The organism is Pseudomonas sp. GW821-FHT09D08 (assembly GCF_059416305.1).
The window spans coordinates 326918-351049 of sequence record NZ_JBWKOX010000002.1 but is presented as its reverse complement, the minus strand read 5'-3'; the positions used below and the strand labels follow the sequence as shown (position 1 = coordinate 351049).

The 24132-nt window shown below is 60.5% G+C and carries 20 protein-coding genes; 3 read left to right on the top strand and 17 right to left on the bottom strand.

What is annotated here, in order from left to right; translation table 11 throughout:
* The first annotated feature begins 8 nt into the window (after positions 1–8).
* On the top strand, positions 9–875 hold the full coding sequence (locus AC07OP_RS04575; RefSeq protein WP_495101162.1) for an efflux RND transporter periplasmic adaptor subunit: 867 nt from the start codon (positions 9–11) through the stop codon (positions 873–875).
* On the opposite strand, the gene AC07OP_RS04570 is transcribed toward AC07OP_RS04575, so the two are convergent.
* The 4 genes from AC07OP_RS04570 to AC07OP_RS04555 all read right to left on the bottom strand — a co-directional run bounded on the left by AC07OP_RS04570 (position 864) and on the right by AC07OP_RS04555 (position 4013).
* Entirely contained in the window at positions 864–2171 is a 1308-nt protein-coding gene (locus AC07OP_RS04570) for an NHL repeat-containing protein (protein WP_495101163.1), read from the bottom strand. The two genes, AC07OP_RS04575 and AC07OP_RS04570, sit on opposite strands and share 12 nt — an antisense overlap.
* A gap of 136 nt (positions 2172–2307) precedes the next feature.
* Entirely contained in the window at positions 2308–2721 is a 414-nt protein-coding gene (locus AC07OP_RS04565; RefSeq protein WP_065924239.1) for a DUF4440 domain-containing protein, read from the bottom strand.
* Positions 2722–3534 carry an SDR family oxidoreductase gene (locus AC07OP_RS04560; protein WP_495101164.1) on the bottom strand — a complete coding sequence of 271 codons (813 nt, stop codon included), beginning with the start codon at positions 3532–3534 and terminating at the stop codon, positions 2722–2724.
* A 14-nt stretch (positions 3535–3548) separates the two neighbouring features.
* Positions 3549–4013 carry a multidrug transporter gene (locus AC07OP_RS04555; protein ID WP_115486682.1) on the bottom strand — a complete coding sequence of 155 codons (465 nt, stop codon included), beginning with the start codon at positions 4011–4013 and terminating at the stop codon, positions 3549–3551.
* 362 nt (positions 4014–4375) lie between these two features.
* Here AC07OP_RS04555 and AC07OP_RS04550 point away from each other — a divergent pair, with 362 nt between their 5' ends.
* A complete protein-coding gene (locus AC07OP_RS04550; protein WP_147296017.1) occupies positions 4376–4687 on the top strand; it encodes a hypothetical protein in 312 nt (103 codons plus the stop codon).
* Between the two features lie 129 nt (positions 4688–4816).
* Here the strand turns inward: AC07OP_RS04550 and AC07OP_RS04545 are convergent, their stop codons facing one another.
* The 13 genes from AC07OP_RS04545 to yaaA form a co-directional block, all read right to left on the bottom strand.
* The gene (locus tag AC07OP_RS04545; RefSeq protein ID WP_065924237.1) at positions 4817–6268 is read right to left on the bottom strand and encodes a mannose-1-phosphate guanylyltransferase/mannose-6-phosphate isomerase; all 1452 of its coding nucleotides are present in this window, start codon (positions 6266–6268) and stop codon (positions 4817–4819) included.
* 105 nt (positions 6269–6373) lie between these two features.
* Positions 6374–7027 carry an alginate O-acetyltransferase AlgF gene (locus AC07OP_RS04540; protein ID WP_027604734.1) on the bottom strand — a complete coding sequence of 218 codons (654 nt, stop codon included), beginning with the start codon at positions 7025–7027 and terminating at the stop codon, positions 6374–6376.
* A 16-nt stretch (positions 7028–7043) separates the two neighbouring features.
* On the bottom strand, positions 7044–8228 hold the full coding sequence (locus AC07OP_RS04535) for an alginate O-acetyltransferase (protein WP_027604733.1): 1185 nt from the start codon (positions 8226–8228) through the stop codon (positions 7044–7046).
* Between the two features lie 11 nt (positions 8229–8239).
* The gene (locus tag AC07OP_RS04530; protein ID WP_027604732.1) at positions 8240–9772 is read right to left on the bottom strand and encodes an MBOAT family O-acyltransferase; all 1533 of its coding nucleotides are present in this window, start codon (positions 9770–9772) and stop codon (positions 8240–8242) included.
* Between the two features lie 218 nt (positions 9773–9990).
* A complete protein-coding gene (locus AC07OP_RS04525; protein WP_083236343.1) occupies positions 9991–11100 on the bottom strand; it encodes a mannuronate-specific alginate lyase in 1110 nt (369 codons plus the stop codon).
* A gap of 8 nt (positions 11101–11108) precedes the next feature.
* Complete coding sequence (locus AC07OP_RS04520; protein ID WP_495101181.1) at positions 11109–12557, bottom strand: alginate O-acetyltransferase; 1449 nt, start codon at positions 12555–12557, stop codon at positions 11109–11111.
* Positions 12558–12568: 11 nt separating this feature from the next.
* Complete coding sequence (algG, locus tag AC07OP_RS04515; protein WP_098480350.1) at positions 12569–14137, bottom strand: mannuronan 5-epimerase AlgG; 1569 nt, start codon at positions 14135–14137, stop codon at positions 12569–12571.
* Entirely contained in the window at positions 14137–15624 is a 1488-nt protein-coding gene (locus tag AC07OP_RS04510) for an alginate export family protein (RefSeq protein WP_253493353.1), read from the bottom strand. The genes algG and AC07OP_RS04510 overlap by 1 nt, the downstream gene beginning before the upstream one ends.
* Positions 15621–17012 (bottom strand): alginate biosynthesis TPR repeat lipoprotein AlgK, encoded by a 1392-nt coding sequence (gene algK, locus AC07OP_RS04505; protein ID WP_027604727.1) that lies wholly within the window; start codon positions 17010–17012, stop codon positions 15621–15623. The genes AC07OP_RS04510 and algK overlap by 4 nt, the downstream gene beginning before the upstream one ends.
* A gap of 2 nt (positions 17013–17014) precedes the next feature.
* The gene (locus AC07OP_RS04500) at positions 17015–18181 is read right to left on the bottom strand and encodes an alginate biosynthesis protein Alg44 (RefSeq protein ID WP_027604726.1); all 1167 of its coding nucleotides are present in this window, start codon (positions 18179–18181) and stop codon (positions 17015–17017) included.
* Between the two features lie 36 nt (positions 18182–18217).
* The gene (alg8, locus tag AC07OP_RS04495) at positions 18218–19699 is read right to left on the bottom strand and encodes a mannuronan synthase (protein WP_161985711.1); all 1482 of its coding nucleotides are present in this window, start codon (positions 19697–19699) and stop codon (positions 18218–18220) included.
* Positions 19700–19782: 83 nt separating this feature from the next.
* Entirely contained in the window at positions 19783–21099 is a 1317-nt protein-coding gene (locus AC07OP_RS04490) for a nucleotide sugar dehydrogenase (RefSeq protein WP_092487137.1), read from the bottom strand.
* 825 nt (positions 21100–21924) lie between these two features.
* Positions 21925–22704: a peroxide stress protein YaaA gene (gene yaaA, locus AC07OP_RS04485; protein WP_495101165.1), complete on the bottom strand. Its 780-nt coding sequence runs from the start codon at positions 22702–22704 to the stop codon at positions 21925–21927.
* A 120-nt stretch (positions 22705–22824) separates the two neighbouring features.
* Between yaaA and AC07OP_RS04480 the strand changes: the two genes are divergently transcribed.
* The gene (locus tag AC07OP_RS04480) at positions 22825–23949 is read left to right on the top strand and encodes a polysaccharide deacetylase family protein (RefSeq protein WP_495101166.1); all 1125 of its coding nucleotides are present in this window, start codon (positions 22825–22827) and stop codon (positions 23947–23949) included.
* Positions 23950–24132 lie beyond the last annotated feature (183 nt).

Sequence of the window (24132 nt, the reverse complement as noted above, 5' to 3'; positions counted from 1 at the left end):
ATGCCCCGATGAAAAAGTTTTTCAGCCTGCTCGCGACCTTGCTGGTACTGGCCTTGGCGATCTGGATTGGCCGCACGTTGTGGGTGCACTACATGCAAACGCCGTGGACCCGCGACGGCCGCGTGCGTGCCGACATTATCAACGTCGCCGCCGACGTCACCGGCGAAGTGGTCGACGTGCCGGTGCGCGATAACCAGTTGGTGAAAAAGGGCGACCTGCTGATGCAGATCGACCCCGAGCACTACCGCATCGCGGTCAAGCAGGCGCAGTCCCTGGTCGCCTCGCGCAAGGCCACCTGGGAAATGCGCAAGGTCAACGCCCACCGCCGCGCCGACCTCGACGCCCTGGTGATCTCCAGGGAAAACCGCGACGACGCCAGCAACATCGCCGACTCGGCCCTGGCGGATTACCAGCACGCACTGGCACAACTCGAAGCGGCCGAACTCAACTTGAAACGCACCCAGGTCGTGGCGGCGGTGGACGGCTACGTCACCAACCTCAACGTGCATCGCGGCGACTACGCACGCATCGGCGAAGCCAAGATGGCCGTGGTGGATATGAACTCGTTCTGGGTCTATGGCTTCTTCGAAGAAACCAAGCTGCCCCATGTGAAAGTCGGTGACAAAGCCGACATGCAGCTGATGAGCGGCGAGACGTTGAAGGGGCACGTAGAAAGCATCTCGCGCGGCATCTACGACCGCGACAACCCCGAGAGCCGCGAACTGATCGCCGATGTGAACCCGACTTTCAACTGGGTGCGCCTGGCCCAGCGCGTACCGGTGCGGATTCATATTGATGAAGTGCCGGAGGGGGTATTGTTGGCGGCGGGGATTACCTGCACGGTGATTGTCGATAGCGTGCCCCTAGCCGAATAAGCACCTTAGCTGGCCTACACCCTTATCATCGATACCCGAGACGTTCGCACCGGCGATGATTCGCTGGTCACCCCGTTCGGTCAGCAGCACAGGGGGGGATCTGGGTTCGGACTGCATGTCGTTGTAACCCTTGTTGTTGAAGGCCAGATCCAGCACGCCGTGGGTTTTGAATTGAGCGATGTAGATCCAGTTGCCGGTTGACGCCGTCACCAGGTTGCCTGTGCGGGTTTGCATGATGCATTGCCAGCCATTGTCGTGGCTGCCATCAAAATGGCTGATCAGGGGTTTACCGTTATTGAACAGTTGGTGCACGGCGCCGTTTGGGGTAATGGCCTGCATGAGACCTTTTGTGCTTTTGGCGCCGCCCTGCCCAATTTGACCGGCGCCAACAAGGCTGTTGTCCTCCTCGCGCTTGATCAGAGCGTTGAAGGTGGTGTGATCCTTGATCCTGTCCATGAGATGAAACCCCGGCGTCTTGGGACTGCCAAAGCCGGCGTCCGGGCTGCCGTCGGGGTTGAGGCGGGCAAACAGGGCGGTCTTGAGGGTGGGAATAAACCGGGCATGTCCAACAAACACTATTTTGTGATCACTGCCCTGGCTGATACACGCGTTGATCGCAGTGGCCACATTGGAGCCGGCAAGTTTGAACTCCAGCCTGCCAGTTTTGTTGAAGCTTTCGTCCAGTGCACCATTGGGCTGCAGGCGAAACAGCACTCCCATGGTCTGGTCCGGATTGCCGCGGGTTGCATAGTTGGCGCTCACTAAAATACGTCCGTTGCTCTGGACGTGTACTGTCGCTGATTCTCCTATGAGTTCTTCGTAGTCCTTGGTAGGCAGAATGCGCCGTCCTTGCTCGGCAAAATTCGTGTCGGGCTTACCTTCGCTGTTGAAACGTGCAATCACCAAGTCCGCCCAGCCATTGGATGCACTGCGCCATGTCCAGCCCAGCATCAGGATGTTGCCGGCCGATTGTACGGTCAGCCTTGAACCACCGGCCGGTAGCGAGGGTAAAAAATCACCGGTGACCAGCCCGTTCGTTCCAAACGATTTATCCAGGCTGCCGTCGGCGCTCAGGCGGCCCAAGCCGTATAGGTATTGGTCGTCGTGGTTTCTATACACGCTGGCGCTGAACAAAAGCTTGCCATCCTTCGCGGTTGCAAGTCCTCCGAAGCGAAAGCGAACGTTCAGATCACCATGATCTTCGAGAATTTTTTCCAGGGCTTGCACCCCTCCAATACCGAAGTCGGGATCCAGCGTGCCGGGTTGCGTCTTTGAGGTTTTTTTGGACGTACGCATCAACGCGTTCCTTCTTTGGTTGGAGAGGAAAGTCTGCCGCGTGGATACCTTGAGTGTTCAAATCGGGCGACGTTTTCAGTCTGGTCTTGGTGTGATACCGCGTCTACTGTCAGATCTGACAGGTGCTAGTTGGCCATTATTGGCTGCGAGCCTGAGGCACAAAAGTCTCATGCAGATGACGCCACAGCAACGCGCCGCTGGCCTGCTTTTCAAACACCACCGTGGCGCGACGATCCGTCTGTGTGCCGCTGGCATCGATCTGATGCTCGCGATAAGTCACCGTCGCTCCCCGCGCATGCCGGTCAATCCCAGCCATTTCACTCAAGGTGATTTTCAACCCCGGGCGCATGCCGCCCAGGCGGGTGAACAGCGCGTTGACCCCGGCTGCATTGACGCGTGTGCCGGTGGCGGGGGCGATCATGCTGAACTCGGGCGAGAAGCGCGCAAGCAGGCTTTGCAGGGTGCCTTCTGGCGCAACCCCGGCAAACCATTGCTCGATCTCGACGTGGGTCTGGATCACTTCTTCAAAAAAATCGCTGTAGTCGATCATTTACAAACTCCCATTCAAACCAAAGCGTTTTTTCAACACGGCTTCCAATAATCCCTTGGGCAACAACGCAGCCATCAACGGCAACGCCCGGCTGCCATTGCCCGAACGCAACAGGCGCGGTGGCTGTGGTTGTTGCACCGCCTTGAGCACATCTGCTGCAAACACGCTGGCCGGGGTGGGCTTGTCCTGAGAGGCCTGGCTGCGTGCGCGAATGCCCTCGCGCAACGGCCACCACGGCGATTTTTCGTTGATTAACAGTTCGGCCTGGGCGCCGGCGTTTTTTGCGAAGCTTGTATTGATGGCGCCTGGCTGCACCTCCATCACTCGGATGCCAAACGGTGCCAGCTCCATGCGCAGTGCATCACTCAACGCATGCACCGACGCCTTGGACGCGCAGTAGGCGCCGGCAAACGGCGTGACCAGCACGCCGGAAACGCTGCCGATATTCACCACCAGCCCTTTGCGCTTGCGCAGGGCCGGGAACAGCGCCTGGGTCACGCCGACGATGGAAAATACGTTGGTCTCGAACTGGCGCTGCATCGCCTCGGTGCCGCCATCGAGCAGCGGACCCATGGCGCCGTAGCCGGCGTTGTTGATCAGTACATCCAGCTCGCCCAGCTGTTCGGCCAGGCGCTGTAAAGCGGCACTGTCGTTGACGTCGAGTTCGACGGCATTGAAACCCGCGGCGGCGAGGGCGGTGACGTCTTGCGGGCGGCGGGCGCTGGCCCACACGTTGAAACCGGCGGATTTGAAGGCCTCGGCCAGGGCGCGGCCAATACCGCTGGAGCAACCGGTGATGAGTACGTTGGGCATGGATCAGTCCTTTGTCAGTCCGAGAAGCTGCCTTGCAGGTGCTCGGCGCGAAATTCCAGGGTTTGCGCGCGATAGCCGGGGCGCAGGGGCGGGGTGGGCAGGCAGTCGTCCCAAGTGGCGCCGGCCTGCAACTCGCCGGGGCCACGATAGCGCGGGGCGGCGTAGACGTTGTCGGCCAGGTTGACCGTATCGCCCGGCGCATAGGCGGCGACGCGCCAGCGCAGTTCGGTGAGGGGTACGTCGTTGCCGTTGTTCAGGGTCAGCTTGAGCGGGCGGTCGGCCGGGCACTCCTGCGGGGCGTAGGTGATGCGCAGTTCCAGGCGCGCCAATTGCGAGGCTTCGCGGCTGTCCAGCCAGACCACCCAGACGGCCACGCAACCCAGGCCTGCCAAGGCAGCAAGGGAAACTGGAAGGGCCTTGGCCGGGTAGCGCAGCAGGAGGATCAGCCAGGTGATGATCAGCAAAACACCGAAGAACATAACAACAACCTCGCACAGGGATAAAACATCCTACTCGCGGGCTCACCCGATTGCCTATCGTGGGGGGGCTTTTTCCTCGTGGTCAGGTATTTACATCCGATGATACTGGGAACTGACTTGAATAATTTTCCACAGAGTTTGTGCAAGAAGGCTTGGCTGGTCCAAGCGGGAACTCAACTTCACACTTACATCAGGTGAACTATTTTATGAACGTTTCAGACGCGCCTCCAAGCCTGTCCACCCCTCTCAATGTATCCGCTTCCTCAGCGGCGCCCAGTCACTCAGCAAGCGTCACTCAAACGGGGGCCGACCCCGGCGAATCGCGCTCGGGACCTCGAATGCAAAGTCTGGGGCTCACGAGCTTGAAGCAAACTGTACTGCAAGGTATCAATGATCAAGTCCGTTCGCATTTTTTGCCATCCATGGCGCTTCACATGAATGACTCGACTAAAAATAAAGCTTTTGGGGCCGTGTTGACGGTGGGTGGGGCGGCGGCAAAAGTGGCCGGTAAGCAACTGGCAGGCTCGGGCGGTCTTACCTCGAAAGTGGCCGGTTCGGCTCTTATGTGGGGGGGCAAAGCTGCCGAGAAAATTGGCAAGAACACGTACAAAAATGCTGAGCCTAAAGAACATGGCAACTATAACGCCTATGCTCCGCGTAACTGGGCTCGTTAAGAACCAGGCATGAGAGCATGCCTTGGTTCGTCGGTACGCCTTGACGGGTATTGAACGAAAAAGCCCCCACCCAACCCACTGCGGATAGGGGACGCAATGGGCTGGGCGAGGGCTTCTTGTACGACTGTTTTACTGCGCGATAGTTTTCACCGACACGCCACGTTCAACCGGGGTCGAGCGCCCGTAGATATCCTCAAACCGCTCGATATCGTCTTCGCCCAGGTAGCTGCCCGATTGCACTTCGATGATCTCCAACGGGATCTTGCCCGGGTTGCGCAGGCGGTGCACCGAGGCGATCGGGATGTAGGTGGACTGGTTCTCGCAGAGCAGGAACACGTTCTCGTCACAGGTGACTTCGGCGGTGCCGCTGACCACGATCCAGTGTTCGGCGCGGTGGTGGTGCATCTGCAACGACAGGCACGCGCCCGGCTTGACCGAGATGTGCTTGACCTGGAAGCGGCCGCCCATGTCCACCGAGTCGTAGGAGCCCCACGGACGATAGACTTCGCAGTGGTTCTGGGTTTCGCTGCGGCCCTGTTCGTTGAGGGTGTTGACCATCTGCTTGACGCCCTGGACCTTGTCCTTGTGGGCAATCATCATCGCGTCCTTGGTTTCCACCACGACGATGTTTTCCAGGCCGATCACCGACACCAGCTTGCCGTTGCCATGGATCATGCAATTCTTGCTGTCCTGGATCACCACGTCGCCCTTGGTGACGTTGCCGTTGGCGTCTTTATCGTTGACCGCCCACAGCGACGCCCAGCAACCTACGTCGCTCCAACCCGCACTCAGGGGGACCACGCAGGCGCGCTGGGTTTTTTCCATCACGGCGTAGTCGATGGAGTTGTCCGGGCAGCAGGCGAAGGTGGCTTCGTCGAAGGTCACGGTATCGGCGTCTTGCTGGCTGCGCTCCAGGGTCAGCACGCAGGTGTCGTAGATGTCCGGATCGTGCTTTTTCAGCTCTTCCAGGAAGCGGCTGGCGCGGAACAGGAACATGCCGCTGTTCCAGAAGTAACCGCCGCTTTTGACGAACTCGACGGCGCGTTTTTCATCGGGTTTTTCCACGAACTGCTGCACGCGGCTCACGCCTTCGGGCAGCAGCGAATCGTTGGTGGACTTGATGTAGCCGTAGCCGGTTTCCGGGCGGGTCGCCGGTACGCCGAACAGCACCATTTCGCCACGCTCGGCGGCCACGGTGGCCAGGGCCAGGGCGCGTTGCAGGGCTTTCTGGTCGTCGATCACGTGGTCGGCCGGCAGCACCAGCATCAGTTCGTCACGGCCTTCGTTGACCAGCATCATCGCGGTGAGGGCCACGGCCGGCGCGGTGTTGCGGCCGAAGGGTTCCATCAGGATGCGCTGGCATTCCAGCTTACGGTTGGCCAGTTGCTCGTTGACGATAAAGCGGTGGTCCTTGTTGCAGACCACGATCGGGGCGTCCATGCCTTCGAACACCAGGCGTTCCAGGGTTTGCTGGAACAGCGTGTGCTCGCCGGTCAGGGCCAGGAATTGTTTTGGGAACTGTTTACGGGAAAGCGGCCAAAGACGTGAGCCGCTACCACCGGAAAGGATTACTGGGATCATGTGTTTCTCCTTGAATCAATTTGGGTCAGAGCTACGAAGGTTTGTCGTTTCACTCTTGTTTTTGTCTCGTGTCCGGGCCGGCCGCAGCCGACCCGGAAAATTCATTCAGCGGGTCGACACCGGGCGTTTTACCCAGACTGGCGAAATGCTCGAACCCGAACCGGTGACGTACAGCACCGCTGCCTCACCACGCTCCAGGGCCACTGGCTTCACGTCGCCGACTTTTTTGTCGCCGTCATACAGCGCCAGGCTGACCTTCACCGGGTTGATTTCGCGCTCGCCACGGCCTTTGGCGGCCACCGACTTGACCACGTCGGTCTTGCCGTCGGCGGTTTTCAGGGTCAGGGCCTTGTCGCTGAGGTTCTGCACGCGCACCAGGGATTTCTGCTTGTTCTTGAACGGCGGCTCTTCGATCAGCTGCGGCTGGCCGCTGTTGTTGTTGACCAGGGTGTAGTAGTGGTCCGGGGCGAGCTTGACCGGCACGGTCTGGCTGCCGACCTTGGCGCTGTAGTCGCCGCCGGGCATGAAGCTGAAGTCGCTGCTGGCCAGCGGGGCCACGTCGCTGAGGTTGGTGCTGCCGACAGTGGCGCTGACTTCCTGGTTGGAGGCGTTGTAGATCCGCACGAAGCTTGAGCCTTTCGGTGCAACTGGGCCGTACAAGGCAGCGTCACCGGCGAAGGCGGACAGGGATACCAAGCTCATACCGGCAGCCAGGGCCAGAGTCTTAGCGAGACGACGCGGAGTAGTAGTGAAAGTCATGTGAGTTACCTCTCTTTCAGTTTTGCGCCCGGTCGGGCGTCTCGGATTTTGGGTTTTTAGCTGGGGTGTTCAGTGCCATGTTTTGTTGGCGCGAACCGGCTTGTTTAAGTTGCGCAACCCACGATGGGTCGGCATCACCGATTTCGTTGTTCACGGGCAGATAGCGTTCAGGAAACTCCCAGATCAGCACCTGTGGCGGGCTGTTCTTGAAGTCGTCACTTTTCAGGTAGCTGAGCATCGGCAGGATCGGGCCGTGGCCGTCTTCGGCGTAGCTGACCACATCGCTGCCCAAGGCTTGCTTGAGGGCGCCGACGAAGTTCCAGTTGGGGTTGGCGCTGTAGCTGGTGCCCACCAGGGCCACCGGGGTTTCGCTGTCGCTGAACAGTGCGTCGTCGCCTTTGGTTTCGGCCAGGTGCGTGACGCGTTTTTCCAGCGGCTCTTTCGGTGGCATCAGGTTTTCGAACAGCGGGTCCAGGGGCAGGAACAGACGCAGGTCGCCTTTATGCGGCTCGGTCTTCTCGGCCTCGGTGACAAAACGCTGCGGCTCGCCGTGGAGCGGGGTCTTGTCGGCGATGGTTTTAGCCAATTGCTTGGCGGCGATTTCCGCGCCGTCCGGGGTCCAGTGAGTGTCGGTGCGCAGGAATACCTGCTTGCCGCCCAGCTTGGCCTGTTGCAGCGGGCCGAGCAGGTCCGGGGCGATGATCTTGTCGGCGGCCACACGGGCGTGGAAGTCCTGGTACAGGTTGGCGTGGATGCTCGCCGGTTTCACTTCACCCAGGTGCTCCGGGTACAGGCGCACCTTGGCCGGCACGATCGCCATCACCAGTTGGATGCCCTGGGCCTTGAGCTTCTGGCGCACGCCTTCGACCAGCGCGTAGTTGCCTTGAAGGTTCTGGTCTTCGTTGACGGCGGGGTTGAACTCTTCGTCGCTGTACAACCAGTGATCGCGGCCCAGCACCACCCCAGGGCGGCCTTCATTGAACAGCTTGTAGTCCAGCGCGGCCCAGAGGTTGGTGCCCAATCGCTTGATCGGGAACTCCTCGTCGTAATGGGTCTCGACGGCCTTGGTCCAGCGACCGTTGAGCACGGTCGCGTCGGCGTTGGTGCTGAAGCCCAGGAAACTGCGCAGCGACCAGGCGCCCAGGGCCAGCAGCAGCACCAGGAACAGGCCGATATAGAGGACGCGTAATGAACGGGTCATGGTCGGCTCCCTCAGAATTGGAAGTAAAGGAACGGCGAGAAACTCTGCGCCGACAGTTTGAGAATCGACGCCACGAACAGCAGCAGCACCGCCGCGCGCATGGCGTAGCGTGGCCAGTCAGCGGTCCAGTAGGCCGGTTGCACGGCAGCGTCACGACCTACGGTGAAACCTGGCTCGTGGATGCTGCCCGGGTTGTCGCCCGGCACGGCCTTGATCAGGCTCGGGTCGGCCGGCTTGGTTTTCTCGGCAGGGCGGTTGGTGTAGAAGTCGCGCAGGCCGAAGAACGCCAATGTTGCGTACGCTACCACCAGGGTCGCGACTTGCAGGCCGGTGAGGCTGGCGCGGTTGAGTTCCGACAGCGACCACTCGCCGAAGCTGAACATCGCACCGTACATACGGCCCGCGACGTGGAGGTTCTCGGCGCGGAAGATCACCCAGCCCATCACCACCAGCAGGAAGGTGAAGGCCCAGCGCAGGACATTGAAACTGCGCGGTGCGGTGTTGAGGCCGATGGCTTTTTCAATCGCCAGCCACATGCCGTGCCAGGCACCCCACACGATGTAGGTGATGTTCGCACCGTGCCACAGGCCACCGAGCAGCATGGTCAGGAACAGGTTGCGGTAGGTGGTCAGCGTGCCTTTACGGTTGCCGCCCAGGGTGATGTACAGGTAGTCACGCAGCCAGGTGGACAGGCTGATGTGCCAGCGCCGCCAGAACTCGGTGATCGACTGGCTGATGTACGGCTGCTTGAAGTTTTCCATGAAGCGGAAACCCATCATCAAGCCCAGGCCGATGGCCATGTCGCTGTAGCCGGAGAAGTCGAAGTACAACTGCGCGGTGTAGGCCAGCGCCCCCAGCCAGGCATCGCCGGTGGTGGGGTTTTGCAGGGCGAAGCAATGGTCGGCCACCACCGCCAGGGTGTCGGCGATGAAGACCTTCTTGATGAAACCCTGCATGAACCGCGTGCAGCCCTCGGAGAACTTGTCGAGGGTGTGGGTGCGGTTATTGAACTGGTCGGCCAGGTCGCGGAAACGCAGGACCGGGCCGGCGATCAGGTGCGGGAAGATCGCCACGAACGCCGCGAAGTCGATGAGATTGCGGGTCGCCGGGGTATCGCCACGGTACACGTCGATGATGTAGCTGATGGACTCGAAGATGTAGAACGAGATCCCGATCGGCAGCAGCACGTGGGTGAGGATGAATGGCTCCAGGCCGGCCGACTTCATCATGACGTTGATGCTGTCGACGCCGAAGTTGGCGTACTTGAAGTAGCCGAGGATGCACAGGTCGACCGCCACGCCCAGCAGTAGCCAGCGTTGGGCCGGCTTGGTGCGCACGCCGGCGGCACCGACCTTGAGGCCGATCCAGTAGTTCCACAGCGTGACGGCGGCGAACAGCGCCAGGAAGTCCACTCGCCACCAGGCGTAGAACACGTAGCTGGCAATCAGCAGCAGCAGATTGCGATAGCGTTGCCCGCTCAAGTAGTACAAGCCGAGAAAGATCGGCAAGAACAGAAACAGGAACACATTGGACGAGAAAACCATCCCGATCTCTCCATGTTTAACCAACAGTCAAGGGCCAGAGCCCCCCCAAACCCCCCACGAAAAAACGGGGAGGGCGGTACAACATTCCTACTGACGAAACCGGCTCAAAAATGTGGGAGGGGGCTTGCCCCCGATGGCGGTGTAACAGTCGCCATCTGTGTTGAATGACACCCTGCTATCGGGGGCAAGCCCCCTCCCACATTTTTTACCGAGTTCGCTCAGGAACCTTTATTGCCTTTCTCATGCGTCGGGTCGTAGACCTTGGTCAGGTCACCCCCCAGGCGGAAGGTCTTGAACGGCTGCATCCCGTGCTTGCGTTCGATCACATCCGGCGCGCAGGTGTAGAGGGTGCAGAAGGGTTCGAGCCAGGCGAATTTCATGTCCTGCTTCAGGTCCTTCATGTCCTGCTCCTTGCCGTTCTTCTGTTCGAAGATCTCCGGGTCCTTGACCCCGGCCAGCACTTTGTCGCCCAGGCGCTTGAGCGCGCTGTTGTTTTCCTGGCGCAGGTCGACACCGTTGACCAGGGCAAAACTGGCGATCATCGACAGCGGCGGCAACGCGTAGTTGTGGTACGACAAGGCACGCTGCTGACGCTTCAACTCGTTGGGCAGGAAGCCTTGGTCGTCGACCTGGTTGACGCCAACCTTGTATTCCTTGACGGCCCAGTCAAACAGGTCGCGCCGGTTGGTGGCGACAGACGTTGCCATCACCGACCAGGCGGCCCAGTAGGAGTGGTTGTTGGTTTTTTCCAGCGGCAGGTTGTCCCAGTCGCTCACCACCTGATCGGCCAGTTTGTTGAACCAGGCTTCGATCAGTTGCGATTCCTGCTGGTGGTTGGCCAACGGGTGCGAGTCGGAGAACTTCAGGCGCACATAGGCCGACGCCATGCTGCCCAGTGCCCATTTGCGCATGGACTTGCCGGTGTGGTTGAAGTCCTTGGACATCAACGCATCGGCCTTGGCCCACGACACCAGCCAGTTCAGGGTGCATTCGAGCTGTTCCGGGCGACCGTCGCGCATGAATTGCATCACGCGCTTGCTGGTGTCTTTTTCCAGCTTGGTGATGTCGGCGGTGCTGTCGCGAAAGGCTTTTTCCGACTGCACGTTCAGGGTCGAACGGGCTTTGTCGGAACCTTCGTACTTGCTGCGAAATTGCAGAGGCCCGGTGTAGGGCGTCGGCATGGTGTCGCAGTTTTCCTTGAAGTCGCCGGTCTTGAACGCTTCAATCGGTGCGAAGTAGCCCTGGGGCGGACGCAGCGGGGCGGCGGCGTTGACCGAACCGGCGAAGATCGCCAGGCCCAGCAACGATGGAATCCATAACTTCTGCATAAGTAACCTCATTGCCCTGTCGAGGCAGTCTGTTGACCACCCGCTGGGAATACGTTGCGTGTGCAAATTTTCGCTTCGACCTTCTGCGCGGCAGCGCCCGCTTCGGGGCCCTGCACTTCCACGGCCAGCAAGTTCTGCGAGGCCCAGTCTTCATCGGTGCGCAGTTCAAAGGCGAAACGCCCGTCTGTTTCGGATGTTTCGGGTTTCTCGATCTTGATGTCCTCGTGGCGCCCGTTCATGTACCAGAGGGTGGCTTGCAAGGTTTTCACCGACGGGTCGGCGAAGCGGATATCAACCTGGTGATTGGCATTACGCAGGTCTTTGTTCGAACTGTTGACCAGCAATTCGTTCTTGCCGGGTTTCAACGAGGTGCTTGCACTCATCTGCGCGGTCTTGCCTTCGCAGCCGTTGTCGAGCAGCGCCATCATCTGGCGGTAGATGGTCTCCTGGTCCAGGCGATACAGCGGCGAGAACTCCCAGATCAGGATTTTCGGCGGGCTCTTCTGGAATTCGTCGCTGCCCAGGTACTGGATCATCGAGCCTTCCAGGCCACCGCCGGGGAAGGCGACGTTGAGGATGTCGGCGCCGATTTCTTCTTCCAGGAACCCGGCAAAGTTGTAGTTCTTGCCGCTGTGGCTGGTGCCCACCAGGGTGATCTGCGGGTTGCCCGAATCGCCGAACAGGTCGCCGTCGCCGGCTTCGCCTTTCGGCTCGGTGGTGAACTGGTCCATGTACTGGATGGCGTAGCTGGTGCCGCACAATTGCCCGGCCATGTTGTGCAGGGTGCCGGTCTTGCCCATGCGCCCGGAGCGCTTGGTCTCGAATTCGCGCTTGGGAATATCGGCAAACTCAGGCATTGCACGCACCTTGGCGCCGACGATTTTCGCCGTGCGCTGGGCGCCGTATGGAGTCCAGTGCTGGTCACCGCGGAAGTAGAAATCATGGGCCGGCAGTTCGTCCGGCAGTTGCTCGTTGGTCAACGGCGACAGGTCCGGCACCACGTAGCCCATCTTGGCGAAACGGCCGAGCATGGTCTTGTAGTTGCCCAGGGCCTTGTCGAAATCGAACGAGGCTTTTTCTGCGGGGTTGAGCTTGTTGCGGTTCACCAGGCCACGGGTCGGCTGGTAGACCACTACCAGCTCCACGCCCTTGGCCTTGAACGCGTCGTGCAGTTGTTGCATGCGCTTGTAGCCGGCCGGGCTGGTGTCGAATTCGGTGCGCAGGTCTTCCTGGGTACGGAACAGCCAGTCGCCCTGGGCTTGCACCAGGGTGGTGAAGTTCTGCTGGTAGCGCGTGGTGTAGTTCTTCGCGTCATGGGCGGCCGGGCACAGGCTGCAGCAGGGCTCGGCGGTGAAGGTCGGCGCCTTGATTTCGTCGGCGCGCACGCCCTGGCTGGCCGCGAGCAGGCCGAGGGTCAGACCCGAGAGGCTCAGCAGTTTGATCATGTGTGGGTGCATAAGGGTCATCCTCAGTCCTGCATTTCGGTCTGGCGTTCGACAGGGTCGATCAGCACGGCTTTCTGCTGGCGCACCAGCAGGTCGAGAATTTCTTCCTGGCGATCGCCCAGCACGCCGGAAAAGCTGATGCCGCTGGATTTGGTCGGCGCCAGCATCGACACGCGGTACAGCTCGATACTCAGTGGCGAGTCGATGGACAACGGCCCGCTGCCGTTACCCGCCAGTTCACCGCCGACCACGATCAGCGAGACCTTGGCGTCGAACGGGTCGAGGGCGATGTCGCGGTCGGTGTCGGTCAAATCCTTGATGTGGCCGTACACGCCGGTCAGGCCGTTGGCCATCGAGGTGTTTTCGTACAGCTTGATATTCACGCTGTTACGCACGCGGATGCCGTGGCGACGGTTGCTGATCACCTTGTTGCCCCACAGCAGGTTGTCGCCGCTCTCATAGAGGGTGATGCCGTCGGTGTGGTTGCGGTAGATCTCGTTGTCGGCGATCAGGTTGTTCACGCTGTTACGGTCGATCACCAGGCCCGAAAGCTTGTTGTCGTAGCTGCGGTTGTTGAAGATGAAGCTGTCGTTCACCTCACGGGAAATGATGATGCCGTGCTTCTTCTTGGTGCCGTAGACGGTGTTGTCCGCGATGATCAGGCCGTGGGAACGGTCATGGGGGTCAATGCCGTAGACGATGTTGTCTTTGTAGGTGTTGCCCTTGATCACGAAGCCCGTGGTCTCGTAGCAGTAGAAGCCGTACCACATGTCCGAGAACTCGGAATCAATGATCCAGCCGGTCGGCTCGGGGCGCTTGAGCACCTTGGCCATGTTCGGCGTGTACTGGGAAATACTCACCCCGTACGACTTACTGTTGGCATAGCCGAAGCTGGCCATCTTGGTCTTGGAGACGTAGGTCTCGGTGCCGCCCCAGGCCAGCAGGAACGGGCGGAATTCCTTGGGCGACTTGAACAGCGCCGGGCCATTGGCCTTTTCGCTCCAACCGGTGATTTTGGTGTCACGCACGAACAGCTGACCGTCGTTGATCAGGAACGAACCACCCTCCTGGGACAGGCGCAGCTCCTGGGTGTTTTTATCGATGTCCAGGATGCCCTTGCGCCCGACCACGATCGGCAACTTGGCCAGGAACACGCCCGGCGAAGTTTCGCTGAAGTACTGCTTGGGCACTTTGCCCAGCAGGTCCTTGAGGTTCATGTAGCCGTCGTCGACAAAGATCGCCTGGGGAATGCCGTGCTGGCGCACCACCCATTCGGCCATCTTGTTGTCGCCGCCGATAAAGTCCTTGAGGGCGTCTTCCTGCATCATGCGGCGGATGCTGATCTTGCCGGGCCTGGTGCGTACGATCTTCTTTTCCATCGCTGCGGCGGTATAACCCGACAGGTCAGGCAGGGCTGGCTTGGCCATTTCCAGCGGCGCGGTCGGCGGGCTGGAAATGGTGTAGGTCTTGGCCTGTTGCAGTTCCTTGGCGATGGTCGGCGCCTTGGCCGCCGTATCGGCAAACGCTGTGGCACTGGCCATCAGCATTGCCGCGACGAGTAGGCTTTGAGCATTCATTGCACAGGCTCCCATCAGAATTTCCAGATCACGTCGACAAACGCGCGGTGCATGTACGAGTCGACCTGGCTGCCGTAGGCATCACCTGGCTTGAACACACCGGCACGGAACCGCACCAGGGCCGACGGCTCGTCGATTGACTGGCTGAGCGCGGCGGGCAGCAGGCCGGTCTTGAAGTACTTGGTGACGACCAGGTCCATCTCCTGGCCCAGGTCTTTCTTGCCGTCTTCAAGGGGCAGGGAAGTGCTGGACAGGATCGCGCCGGTGACGTCATCGGTGTTGTTCTGCACGGCGTCAATGCCATTGCTGCCCACCGGCTTGTTGCCGTCGACGCGCCAGAACTTGTGGTACACCAGGCTGGCGTCGTAGTCCTCACGCAGCTGCCAGGAACCGAACAGGCTCATGGACTGCATGTTGTTCATCTCGCCGCGAAACGCTTCGCCGAAACGGTGCACGCGGGACTGGGTACCGGTCCAGTTCGAACGGTTGCTTTGCAGGCCGTTCTGCTCGTACTCGGCACTGGCGCGGGAGTAGGCCGCGCCCACTTGCCACTGCGGGTCCAGACGCAGGCGGATACCCAGGTCGGTCGCCCAGCCACTCACGTCATCGCTGCGCTTGGCCTCTGTCGGGCGGGTGCCGTCGGCGTTCAGGGCATTGACCGAGTCGCGGTCGCCTTTCATGCCGGTGATGCTGGCCCAGTAGTTGACGGTGTTGGTGTTGCGCCAATTGTAGGCGTCGCTGTTGGCTTCGATGCCGAGCCAGGTCAGGTCGCCGTTCTCGCGCTTGTCCAGCGAATCGGTGGCGACGCCCGGTTCCGGGTAGTCGAGCTTGCCGTTGTCATGGGTGTGGTGGCCACGCAGGCCGATCCACTGGCCCGGCGTCCACTGGTAGGAGGCGTCGGCGTAGAGGTGCTGACGGTCCTTGTCCTTGGGCGACAGTTCCTTGAGGTCGGTGCGGTATTCGCTGAAACGTTCGGCGACGCCGACATTGGCCTTGAGCAGGGTGGTGTCGAAGGTCCAGTTCAGCGCTTCGATGTTGGTGTCGCGCCATTGGCCGTCGTCATTGCGCAGGCGTTGGCGACCGAGCTTGAGGATCTCGCCGGGGTAGGGCGTGAAGCCGCTGTAGCCGACCCAGAACTCGCGCATGGCCAGGTAGTTTTTCTTGGTCTTGCGGTCGTTGTTGGTGGTTTGCTGGTTTTCGTCATCCGCCGACTGTTGCAGGGTGTCGGTCTCGATGATGTCGCTCGAAGCAACCGCCTGGCCCATGGCGTAGGCGCTCCAGTTGCCGCTTTCGCCGTAGATCCACGGGCGCAGGTCGAGGCCGATGCCGTTGACGTCGCCGCCTTTCTGGGTGCCGAGGTCGCGGTCATCTTCGGACTGGCCGGTGACTTTGACTTCCAGGCCGAAATTCTTGGCTTCGGTCAGCGCGGCCAGGGTCGGGCACGACCACAGCAGGGCGAAGGTCAGGCCGATGCCGGCCTGCACGAATGGATTGAGCTTCATAGGGATTCCTCGCCGTCTTCTTCTTCCAGGGCGTGCAGTTGCAGCGTGCTCTGGGCCAGGGTGCCGCGGGCGGCCAGTTCCTGTTGCACCAGGCGTTGGCCTTGGGCGCGTTGTTCCGGTGTAAGCGGGGCTTCGAGCTGCGTGGCCAGGTCGTTGGCCTCTGGCGTGCCCTGGGCTTTGGCCAATTGGCTGAAGACATAGGCATTCAATGGGTCGGGCTTGGTGCCCTTGCCTTGGGAAAACAATTGGGCGATGGCGAAGTCGGCGCTGTTCTGGCCGTTGCGCGCAGCGGTCAGCAGGTGGTCCAGGGCTTTTTGCGAATAGACCTGGCCCAGGTAACCACGGCGGTAGATCTGACCGAGGTAGTAGTCGGCAGCCACTTCGCGGCCCACGGCTTTCTGGAAGTGCGCTTCAGCCGCCTTGGCGTCCGCCGGCACCCACTTGCCTTCGTAGTAGAGCTTGCCCAGCAACAGCTCGGCGCGCGGCTGGTCGGCGGCGCGGCCGTTGTCCAGGTACTTCATCATCTGGTCGACGTCGCCCAGTTCGGGGAAGTCGTAGAGCAGTTGCGCCAGGCTGACCCAGGAAGCCGGGTAGCCGGGGGCGATTTTTTCCAGCAGGGCCTGGGCGGTTTTCTCGTCGGTCTTGCCCAGCGTGGCGTCGCCCAATACGCGGGCGACGCTGTCGACGCGTTGTGCGGTGACGGTGCCGCGGCTGTAGCCGGCTTCCATCTGCTTGAGCAGTTCGGCCTGTTTTTCCGGCTGGGCTTTTTTCTGGTAGACCGTGGCCAGCTCGACATAGCAGATATCGGTGGTGTTCAGCGCGGCCTTGCAGATGCGCTCCACATCATCCAGATGCTGGTCGTAGGTGTCCTGGGTGCGATACAGCAGGACCTGGGCCAGGCCGGCTTCCGGGTAACCGGCGGCCTGCCACTTGCTGATCTGCTGCTGGGCATTCACGTTGGGGAAGCTGTGGGGGTATTGCAGGTACAGCATCGCCAGCGGGATCAGGGTGTTGCCTTCGCCATTGGCAAAGGCTTTTTTCAACAGGCCTTCGGCTTCATGGTGTTCGGCTTCGGTGGAGCCTGGCTTGGCCACCAGCAGGCGACCGAGGCGGGCCTGGGCGCGCGGCGAGGTATCCGCCGCGGCACGGTAAGTGGCCTCGGCCTGTTTGATTTGCGCCGGATCGCGGGTGCCTACCTGGATATCGGCCAGGCCCACCTGGGCCTCGCTGTAACCCAGTTCTGCCAGTTGCTGGTAATTCTGCTGCGCGGTGACGGTGTCGCCACGCTTGAGCGCTTCATTGGCCAGGCGTTGGTCGGGCAGGCCGGCACAACCGGCGAGGGCGATGGCCAGCGCCAGGGGCACGGGCAGGGTTCGAAGGGCGCTCATGATTAAAGACCCGCAGCCATGGCTTTATCGATCAGCCAGTTCAGGGATGGGCCACGGTCGCTGGTCACTTCCACCGGGCGGCCGGCGTAGGCGCTGTCCAGCGGGGCGTCAGGCTTGATCTGTACGCGGATGTCGGAGGACAGGTCGGCGCTGTTCAGGCTGGTGCTGCTGACGATGGTGCCGGTGCGGGTCTGCTCTTCGTCGGCCACCTGGAAGCTCACCGGGGTGCCTGGGCGCACGTCACCGAACTGGCGATAGGTAAAGCGAGCTTCGACGTTAGCCTGGCTGCCGCGTGGCACCAGTTGGAAGATCACGTCGCCTTTGCTGGCGTACTGGCCGTCGGCGACCAGTTGCTGGGCGACCACGCAATCGCACGGCGAGGTGAGGGTGCCGGTCATTTGCTTGCCGAACAGCTCTTCGACCTTGGCCGGCTGCAGCTGGTCTTCGTCCAGGTGGCCCTTGAGCACATCCAGCATGCTGGTGCTGAAGGTCGCCAGTGGTGCACCTTTGGCCGCCACCGCGTCACCTTTGAGCAGGCTTTGCACGGTGCCGTCGCGGGGCATGGTCACGTTCATGCCGGGCACGCTGACCAGGCCCGCCTGGGCGTGGCTGACGAAGTACATGCCGTACACCGATTTGAACACGAAACCGAAGGCTGCCAGGCCGACGAGGAAGATTGCCAGGCTGAACGTCACGGCGCGCAGGCGACCGAAGGCGCTCATGTTGCTGCCGCTGTCCTTGACCTTGCGCGCCTTGGTGAAGTTGTCGCGTTGCAGGGTCGCCAGCACGTCACCCATGGTCACGATGTCGCCGGACAGGTGCGAGGTGATCAGGTGGCGCAGGGTGGAAATATCCTGGGCGTCGAGGTTCTGGAACTGGCAACCGGTGCGGCCGGTCTGGCGGTCGTAGGAGCGGATCTGCAGTTCTACGTCCATGGCCAGGCCGAGGTTATCGATGACGAACTGCAGGCGACCCTTGTGCACTTCACCCACGGTCAACGGCTGGGTGGCGGTGAACGCCAGGCCGCCGGCGGACAGGTCGATCACCCGCGCTTCGGTCTGGGTGCGGTCAGTGTTGAAGAAGCGCAGCTTGGCCGGGATTTTGACCCGGGCATGTTGGCGCTGGGCTTCGGACTCGTGGACAACGTTGGCGTTTACTTGGCTGTTCATGACGGTGTAATTCCTTGGTTAATTCAGGCTTGGCTGTCAGACCATCATCAGCAACACGGCAACGAAGATGCTGCCGGCGGAGAAGGTCATGGTCCGAGACGACCAGGTGTTGAACCAACGTTGAAAGCTGGCCAAATCGCGGGTCAGTTTGGTGTCCTGGCGGGTCCAGGACTGTTGATCAAGGCGGAAGAACACGTAGATCTTCACCAACGCGCCCATGATCTGGTTGTAATAGAGAATCGCCGGGTAAGCCGGGCCGATCTTGTGGCCGGAGCACGACAGCAGCAGCGTCAGGATCAGGCGGGTGATGCCGATCCACAGCAGGTACGCGAGGATGAACGCGCCGCCGTACTTGAAGGTGGCGATGATTGCCACGGTCAGGCCGAGCAGGGAGGTCCACATCGACACGCGCTGGTCGAACAGCACGATGCTGGTGAACAGGCCCAGCCGACGCACACCCAGGCCCAGGGCTCGGGAGTTCTGGCGCAGGTTGTTGCCGTACCAGCGAAACATCAGCTTGCGGCTGGCCTTGATAAAGCTCTTTTCCGGCGGGTGTTCCACTGTGTGGATCGCCGCATCGGGCACGTAGAAGGTGTCGTAGCCCAGGCGCATCAGGCTGAACCAGCTGGACTTGTCGTCACCGGTGAGGAACTTGAAGCGGCCCAGGCGCCAGTGTTGCAGGGAGTCGCTTTCCACGTCGGCGATAAAGCCCGGGTCCGTCACGACGTTGGCGCGGAACACCGACATGCGGCCGGTCATGGTCAGCACGCGCTTGGACAGGGCCATGGAGCACATGTTGATGTGGCGTTGGGCGAAGCGCAGCTTGTGCCACTCGCTCATGATGTAGCCGCCGCGCACTTCGCAGAATTCGTTGGTGGTCAGGCCACCGACGTTACCGAACAGCTGGAACCACGGCACGGTCTTGCGCACCACGCCTTCGGCGAGCACGGTGTCGCCATCGATCACGGCAACCACGGCGCGGTCGTCCGGCAGGTGGCGGGAGATGGCGCGGAAGCCGAAGGCCAGGCCGTCGCGCTTGCCGGTACCGGCGATCCGCACGAAGTCGAGCTTGACGTGATCCGGCGGGTTCATGCGTTCCCAGAGGCTCTTGACCAGCAGCTCATCGGACATTTCCACCAGCGAGCAGACCACGGTGGTGGGGAAGCCGCATTCGATGGCCTCGCGAATCACCGAGCTATAGACCTGCGCGGTGGTCAGCGCATCGATACGGAAGCTGGTGACCATCAGGAACACGTGGGACGGATCGGCAGCCTTGCCCAGCTTGCGCACTTTACGGCGCAGGTGGGGGTAGACCACGTACAGGAACAGCATGCCGCGAAAGAAATGCGTAGCACCCATCGAGTAGCGCCAGATACCGACGGCGCCAATCAGGAAAATAAAATTCTTCGACTCGGAGTCGAACGTACTCGCCGGCAACAGCAGGGCGAGACCCATCAGCAGGCTCAGAAAGAACAGCCAGCCGGCGGATTGGAGCAGTACGTGTTTTAACTTGGACATAAGCGTCATCCGAAGGTGAAGAAGGCTTCGAGCTGCAAGCGCTGGGGATTGGTACGCCTGCAGCTCGAAACTTACCGTTGCTGTTACCAGCAAATGCCTTCGGTACGGCCTGTCGTACTGGTGGCCTTGGACATGAAGCCCACCAGATCGATCACTTGCTTGCCGTGCGGTGCGTTCTGCGCCAGGGCACGGAACTTCTCGTCGCGGTTACCGAGGATGATCACGTCGGAGTTGTTGATCACATCATCGAAGTCCGAGTTGAGCAGGGACGACACGTGGGGGATCTTGCCTTCGATGTAGTCCTTGTTTGCACCGTGGACACGGGCGTACTCGACGTTGCTGTCATAGATGCTCAGGTCGTAGCCCTTGCCGATCAGCATTTCCGCCAGTTCGACCAGCGGGCTTTCGCGCAGGTCGTCGGTACCGGCCTTGAAGCTCAGGCCCAGCAGGGCGACTTTGCGTTTGTCGTGGCCTGCGACGATGTCGAAGGCGTTCTGCACCTGGGACTCGTTGCTGCGCATCAGCGAGTTGAGCAGCGGTGCTTCCACGTCCAGGGAGCCGGCGCGGTAGGTCAGGGCGCGCACGTCTTTAGGCAGGCAGGAGCCGCCGAACGCGAAGCCTGGGCGCATGTAGTACTGGGACAGGTTGAGGGTCTTGTCCTGGCAGACCACTTCCATCACCTCGCGACCGTCGACGCCGACCGCCTTGGCGATGTTGCCGATCTCGTTGGCGAAGGTGACCTTGGTGGCGTGCCACACGTTGCAGGTGTACTTGATCATCTCGGCTACGGCGATGTCCTTGCGGATGATCGGGGCGTCGAGTTCTTCGTACAGCGACTGCAGGACATCGCCGGAGGCTTTGTCGAATTCGCCGATGACGGTCATCGGTGGCAGGTCGTAGTCGGCGATGGCGGTGGATTCGCGCAGGAATTCCGGGTTGACCGCAACACCGAAGTCGACGCCGGCTTTCTTGCCGGAGCAGTCTTCGAGGATTGGGATCACCACGTTGGCGACGGTGCCCGGCAACACGGTGCTGCGTACCACGATGGTGTGGCGGGTGGTCTTGTCACGCAGGACAAAACCGATCTCGCGGCATACCGATTCGATGTAGTTGAGTTCCAGGTCGCCGTTTTTCTTGCTCGGCGTGCCGACGCAAATCATCGACAGGTCAGTATCACGGATGGCGTCGGCGAAGTTGGTGGTGCCGCGCAGTCGACCGTTTGCGATGCCCTGGCTCAATAGTTCGCCCAGACCTGGCTCGACGATCGGCGATTTGCCGGCGTTGATCAGGTCGATCTTTTCCTTGGAGATGTCTACGCCGACCACTTCGTGGCCACGGGCAGACAGGCAACCGGCACACACTGCGCCAACGTAACCCAAACCAAATATGCTGATGCGCATCGCAATTACCTCTGTATTTAAATCATGCCATTAGATGGCCGGAGTTCATGTTTGCAAACGTCACAAATGCCGCGAAAGTTGGGCGAATAGACGCCGACTTACCGCGTACAGGCATGTTGAATAACGAGTGACTAACTATTGCACTCAAGTTGTGCGCAACTTGGCCTTGTTATTGGGGCCTGCCCTGAAATGCAGCCAGCCTTCCTGGGAGAAGGGCCTGGCGCCAGTGCCGCAGGGCCTTGATAGAGGCTGTAAGCCTTTACATATCAATGCCTTGGGTTGTCTCACTGACCCATTAGGGTAAGCACAGCCTTGGCCTTATAGTTCGTGGCAATGGATCCTTATCGCCGCTCTCAACTAATCGGTTGGTAATGTGACCACTGAGTCAAAGTTGAATATGACAACTTCGCTACTTCCGTTGGTCCGCCTTGTAAGTCATCTCCTACAGAAACAGAGAATTTCGTTACCGGTGGTATGAGCGGCGCTTCAGGACGAAGTTCCTGGCCGCTCATCCTGTTTCCCGAAATTTCTTGAAATATAGGCAAAGATGGCACTGGTACTATATTGATAGCACTTGCTATCTGGGCCAGTAGTTACAGGTAGTTGGCGCGAAGGGATAGTTTTGTGCCACTAGTGTTTTAAAAAAGTGGTGCCACTACGAAAAAATTTTGGAAATGTCGAGTGAAAGAAATGTTAGGGATGTGTCGGGATATTTTTTGACGTCAAATAAATGACGATTCTTGGTGTGAAGCGCGGACAAAATGTGGGAGGGGGCATGCCCCTCCCACATTTGGATTTCATTGTCTGAAAGAGGCTGGTACGGCCTTATTCCGGTGCATGATCGCGCAGGAACACCAGATTGTCCGGCTTGGACTGCTCCGCATTGAAGCGGTAACCCTGCACATCGAACTGCTTGAGCCTGGCCGGATCGTTGATGCGCTCTTCGATCACGAAGCGGCTCATCATGCCCCGGGCCTTTTTCGCGTAGAAGCTGATGATCTTGTACTGGCCGTTCTTCAGGTCCTTGAACTCGGTGTTGATGATCCGCGCGTTCAGGGCCGTGCGCTTGACCGCCGAGAAGTACTCGTTGGAGGCCAGGTTGAGCAGCACGTCGTCGCCTTGTTCGGCCAGGGCTTCGTTCAGCCATTCGCTGATGCGCGTGCCCCAGAAGGCGTACAGGTCCTTGCCACGGGCGTTGGCGAGTTTGGTACCCATCTCCAGGCGATACGGCATCATCAGGTCCAGGGGGCGCAGCAGGCCATATAGGCCCGAGAGCATGCGCAGGTGGTCCTGGGCGTAGCTGAAGTCGGCATCGGTGAAGGTGTCGGCGTTGAGTCCGGTGTACACGTCGCCCTTGAACGCCAGCAAGGCCTGCTTGGCATTCTCCGGGGTGAAGGCCGGGGTCCAGCTGCCGAAGCGGGCGGCATTGAGGCCGCCGATCTTATCGGACACGTGCATCAATTCGCTGATCTGCGCCGGGCTCAGCTCGCGCAGTTGCTCGATCAGCGCCTGGGAATGGTCCAGGTACTGTGGCTGGGTAAAGCGCTGGGTCACCGCTGGGGTCTCGAAATCGAGGGTCTTGGCGGGGGAAATCACCATCAGCATGAAGTCGTCTCCTGTAAATCGTGCGGGGATTCTAGGGGCTTGGGCGATTTGACTCCACCTATGATGGCGATAGGCGCGATCCGCTATGATGGCCGGTGACTCTGGAGAGGGAGACCCTGCGTGCGAATAGCGCTTTTGTTGTCGGCGTGCCTGCTGTGCCTGAATGCCCAGGCGGCGCCGGTGGATGTGGCCAGCCTGGACCGTGGCACCTGGCCGGAAAAACTCAGCAGCCCGGCGCTGTTCGACGTGGCTTCGCGTGCGGAAATCCTGATGTTCGCCCATAGCCTGCTGGGCAGTGAATCCCAGGATGAAACCGCACTCAAGCAGCGCCTGGGCTTGAAGATCATCAACCTGGCCGCCATCGACGACTTGCGTCGCGAGCTTTGGCAGCGCCTGCTGGAGAACTACACGTTCGCCCAGCAGAGCTGCGAAGTCGACGCCTCGTTCTGCTACCTGGTGGAGAACATGGACGACCTGCGCGAGCAGGCCGGCAAGCTGGCGATCAGCGAAGACTCTTTCTATATAGGCTGGGCCGCCCCCAGCCATGCCTTCCACGAGCGTTATCTGGACGAACTGCTGCGCAAGGCTGCGCTGTTTCCGCAGATCAGCAGCGAGGTCGCGCGCTTTGGCGACCATGAACGCAATGGCGATGAGTTCAACGACCGCCTGTTCCTGCTGACCTTCGACGGCGGTCCTGCACCGGTCAGCGGTAACACCGACTGGCTCGCCGACTACCTGCGCAAGCAGAAGATGAACGCCACCTTCTTTGTCCTCGGCAGCAGCCTGCAAAACCGTGTGGAGCGCAGTTCCGCCGCTGAGGTGGAGGCGTTGTACCAGGGCCAGTGCGTCGGCACCCAGGGCTGGCAGTACCGTTCCCACAGCCATTGGGTGGACTGGCAGAGTTCCATCACCCGCAGCGCGCAGTTGGTGCAGAACCTGATGCCGGAAAACTACGTGCCGCTGTTCCGCCCGCCTTACGGGCAGCGGCGCGCGGACAGCCAGGGGTTCTTCCAGTCCCAGGGCTTGCAGGTGGCGTTATGGGACATCGATTCCCAGGACGAGCCGGGCAAGCTCAAGGCCGATGAGTCGGCGCAACGGGTGCTGACGTTGATGCTGTTGTGGCGCAAAGGCGTGATTGTGTTTCACGACACCCAGGACAAGGCGCGGGTAGCACTGCCGATGTTGCTGCAGGCAACGGCGCAGAGTGGGCTGGGTTGGCAGGACTGCCGGGAGGCGTTTCGTTAAAAGGATGAAGTGCCCGGCCCTGTTGGGTTGGAGGCATTTTGGCGCTGATTTTGTGCGACATTTCGATGCAGGCGGACTTCCGACTTTAACGGTGCATCGGGCACTCGGCTAGTGCTATTCGTCATCCTGAAAAATAAACTTCAAAAAAGCGTCAAAGTACTTTTTCCTGTCATGGGTTTTGCG

Coding starts and splice junctions, on each gene's coding strand:
- AC07OP_RS04575 (WP_495101162.1), top strand. CDS start 9: ATGAAAAAGTTTTTCAGCCTGCTCGCGACCTTGCTGGTACTGGCCTTG.
- AC07OP_RS04570 (WP_495101163.1), bottom strand. CDS start 2,171: ATGCGTACGTCCAAAAAAACCTCAAAGACGCAACCCGGCACGCTGGAT.
- AC07OP_RS04565 (WP_065924239.1), bottom strand. CDS start 2,721: ATGATCGACTACAGCGATTTTTTTGAAGAAGTGATCCAGACCCACGTC.
- AC07OP_RS04560 (WP_495101164.1), bottom strand. CDS start 3,534: ATGCCCAACGTACTCATCACCGGTTGCTCCAGCGGTATTGGCCGCGCC.
- AC07OP_RS04555 (WP_115486682.1), bottom strand. CDS start 4,013: ATGTTCTTCGGTGTTTTGCTGATCATCACCTGGCTGATCCTCCTGCTG.
- AC07OP_RS04545 (WP_065924237.1), bottom strand. CDS start 6,268: ATGATCCCAGTAATCCTTTCCGGTGGTAGCGGCTCACGTCTTTGGCCG.
- AC07OP_RS04540 (WP_027604734.1), bottom strand. CDS start 7,027: ATGACTTTCACTACTACTCCGCGTCGTCTCGCTAAGACTCTGGCCCTG.
- AC07OP_RS04535 (WP_027604733.1), bottom strand. CDS start 8,228: ATGACCCGTTCATTACGCGTCCTCTATATCGGCCTGTTCCTGGTGCTG.
- AC07OP_RS04530 (WP_027604732.1), bottom strand. CDS start 9,772: ATGGTTTTCTCGTCCAATGTGTTCCTGTTTCTGTTCTTGCCGATCTTT.
- AC07OP_RS04525 (WP_083236343.1), bottom strand. CDS start 11,100: ATGCAGAAGTTATGGATTCCATCGTTGCTGGGCCTGGCGATCTTCGCC.
- AC07OP_RS04520 (WP_495101181.1), bottom strand. CDS start 12,557: ATGCACCCACACATGATCAAACTGCTGAGCCTCTCGGGTCTGACCCTC.
- algG (WP_098480350.1), bottom strand. CDS start 14,137: ATGGGAGCCTGTGCAATGAATGCTCAAAGCCTACTCGTCGCGGCAATG.
- AC07OP_RS04510 (WP_253493353.1), bottom strand. CDS start 15,624: ATGAAGCTCAATCCATTCGTGCAGGCCGGCATCGGCCTGACCTTCGCC.
- algK (WP_027604727.1), bottom strand. CDS start 17,012: ATGAGCGCCCTTCGAACCCTGCCCGTGCCCCTGGCGCTGGCCATCGCC.
- AC07OP_RS04500 (WP_027604726.1), bottom strand. CDS start 18,181: ATGAACAGCCAAGTAAACGCCAACGTTGTCCACGAGTCCGAAGCCCAG.
- alg8 (WP_161985711.1), bottom strand. CDS start 19,699: ATGTCCAAGTTAAAACACGTACTGCTCCAATCCGCCGGCTGGCTGTTC.
- AC07OP_RS04490 (WP_092487137.1), bottom strand. CDS start 21,099: ATGCGCATCAGCATATTTGGTTTGGGTTACGTTGGCGCAGTGTGTGCC.
- yaaA (WP_495101165.1), bottom strand. CDS start 22,704: ATGCTGATGGTGATTTCCCCCGCCAAGACCCTCGATTTCGAGACCCCA.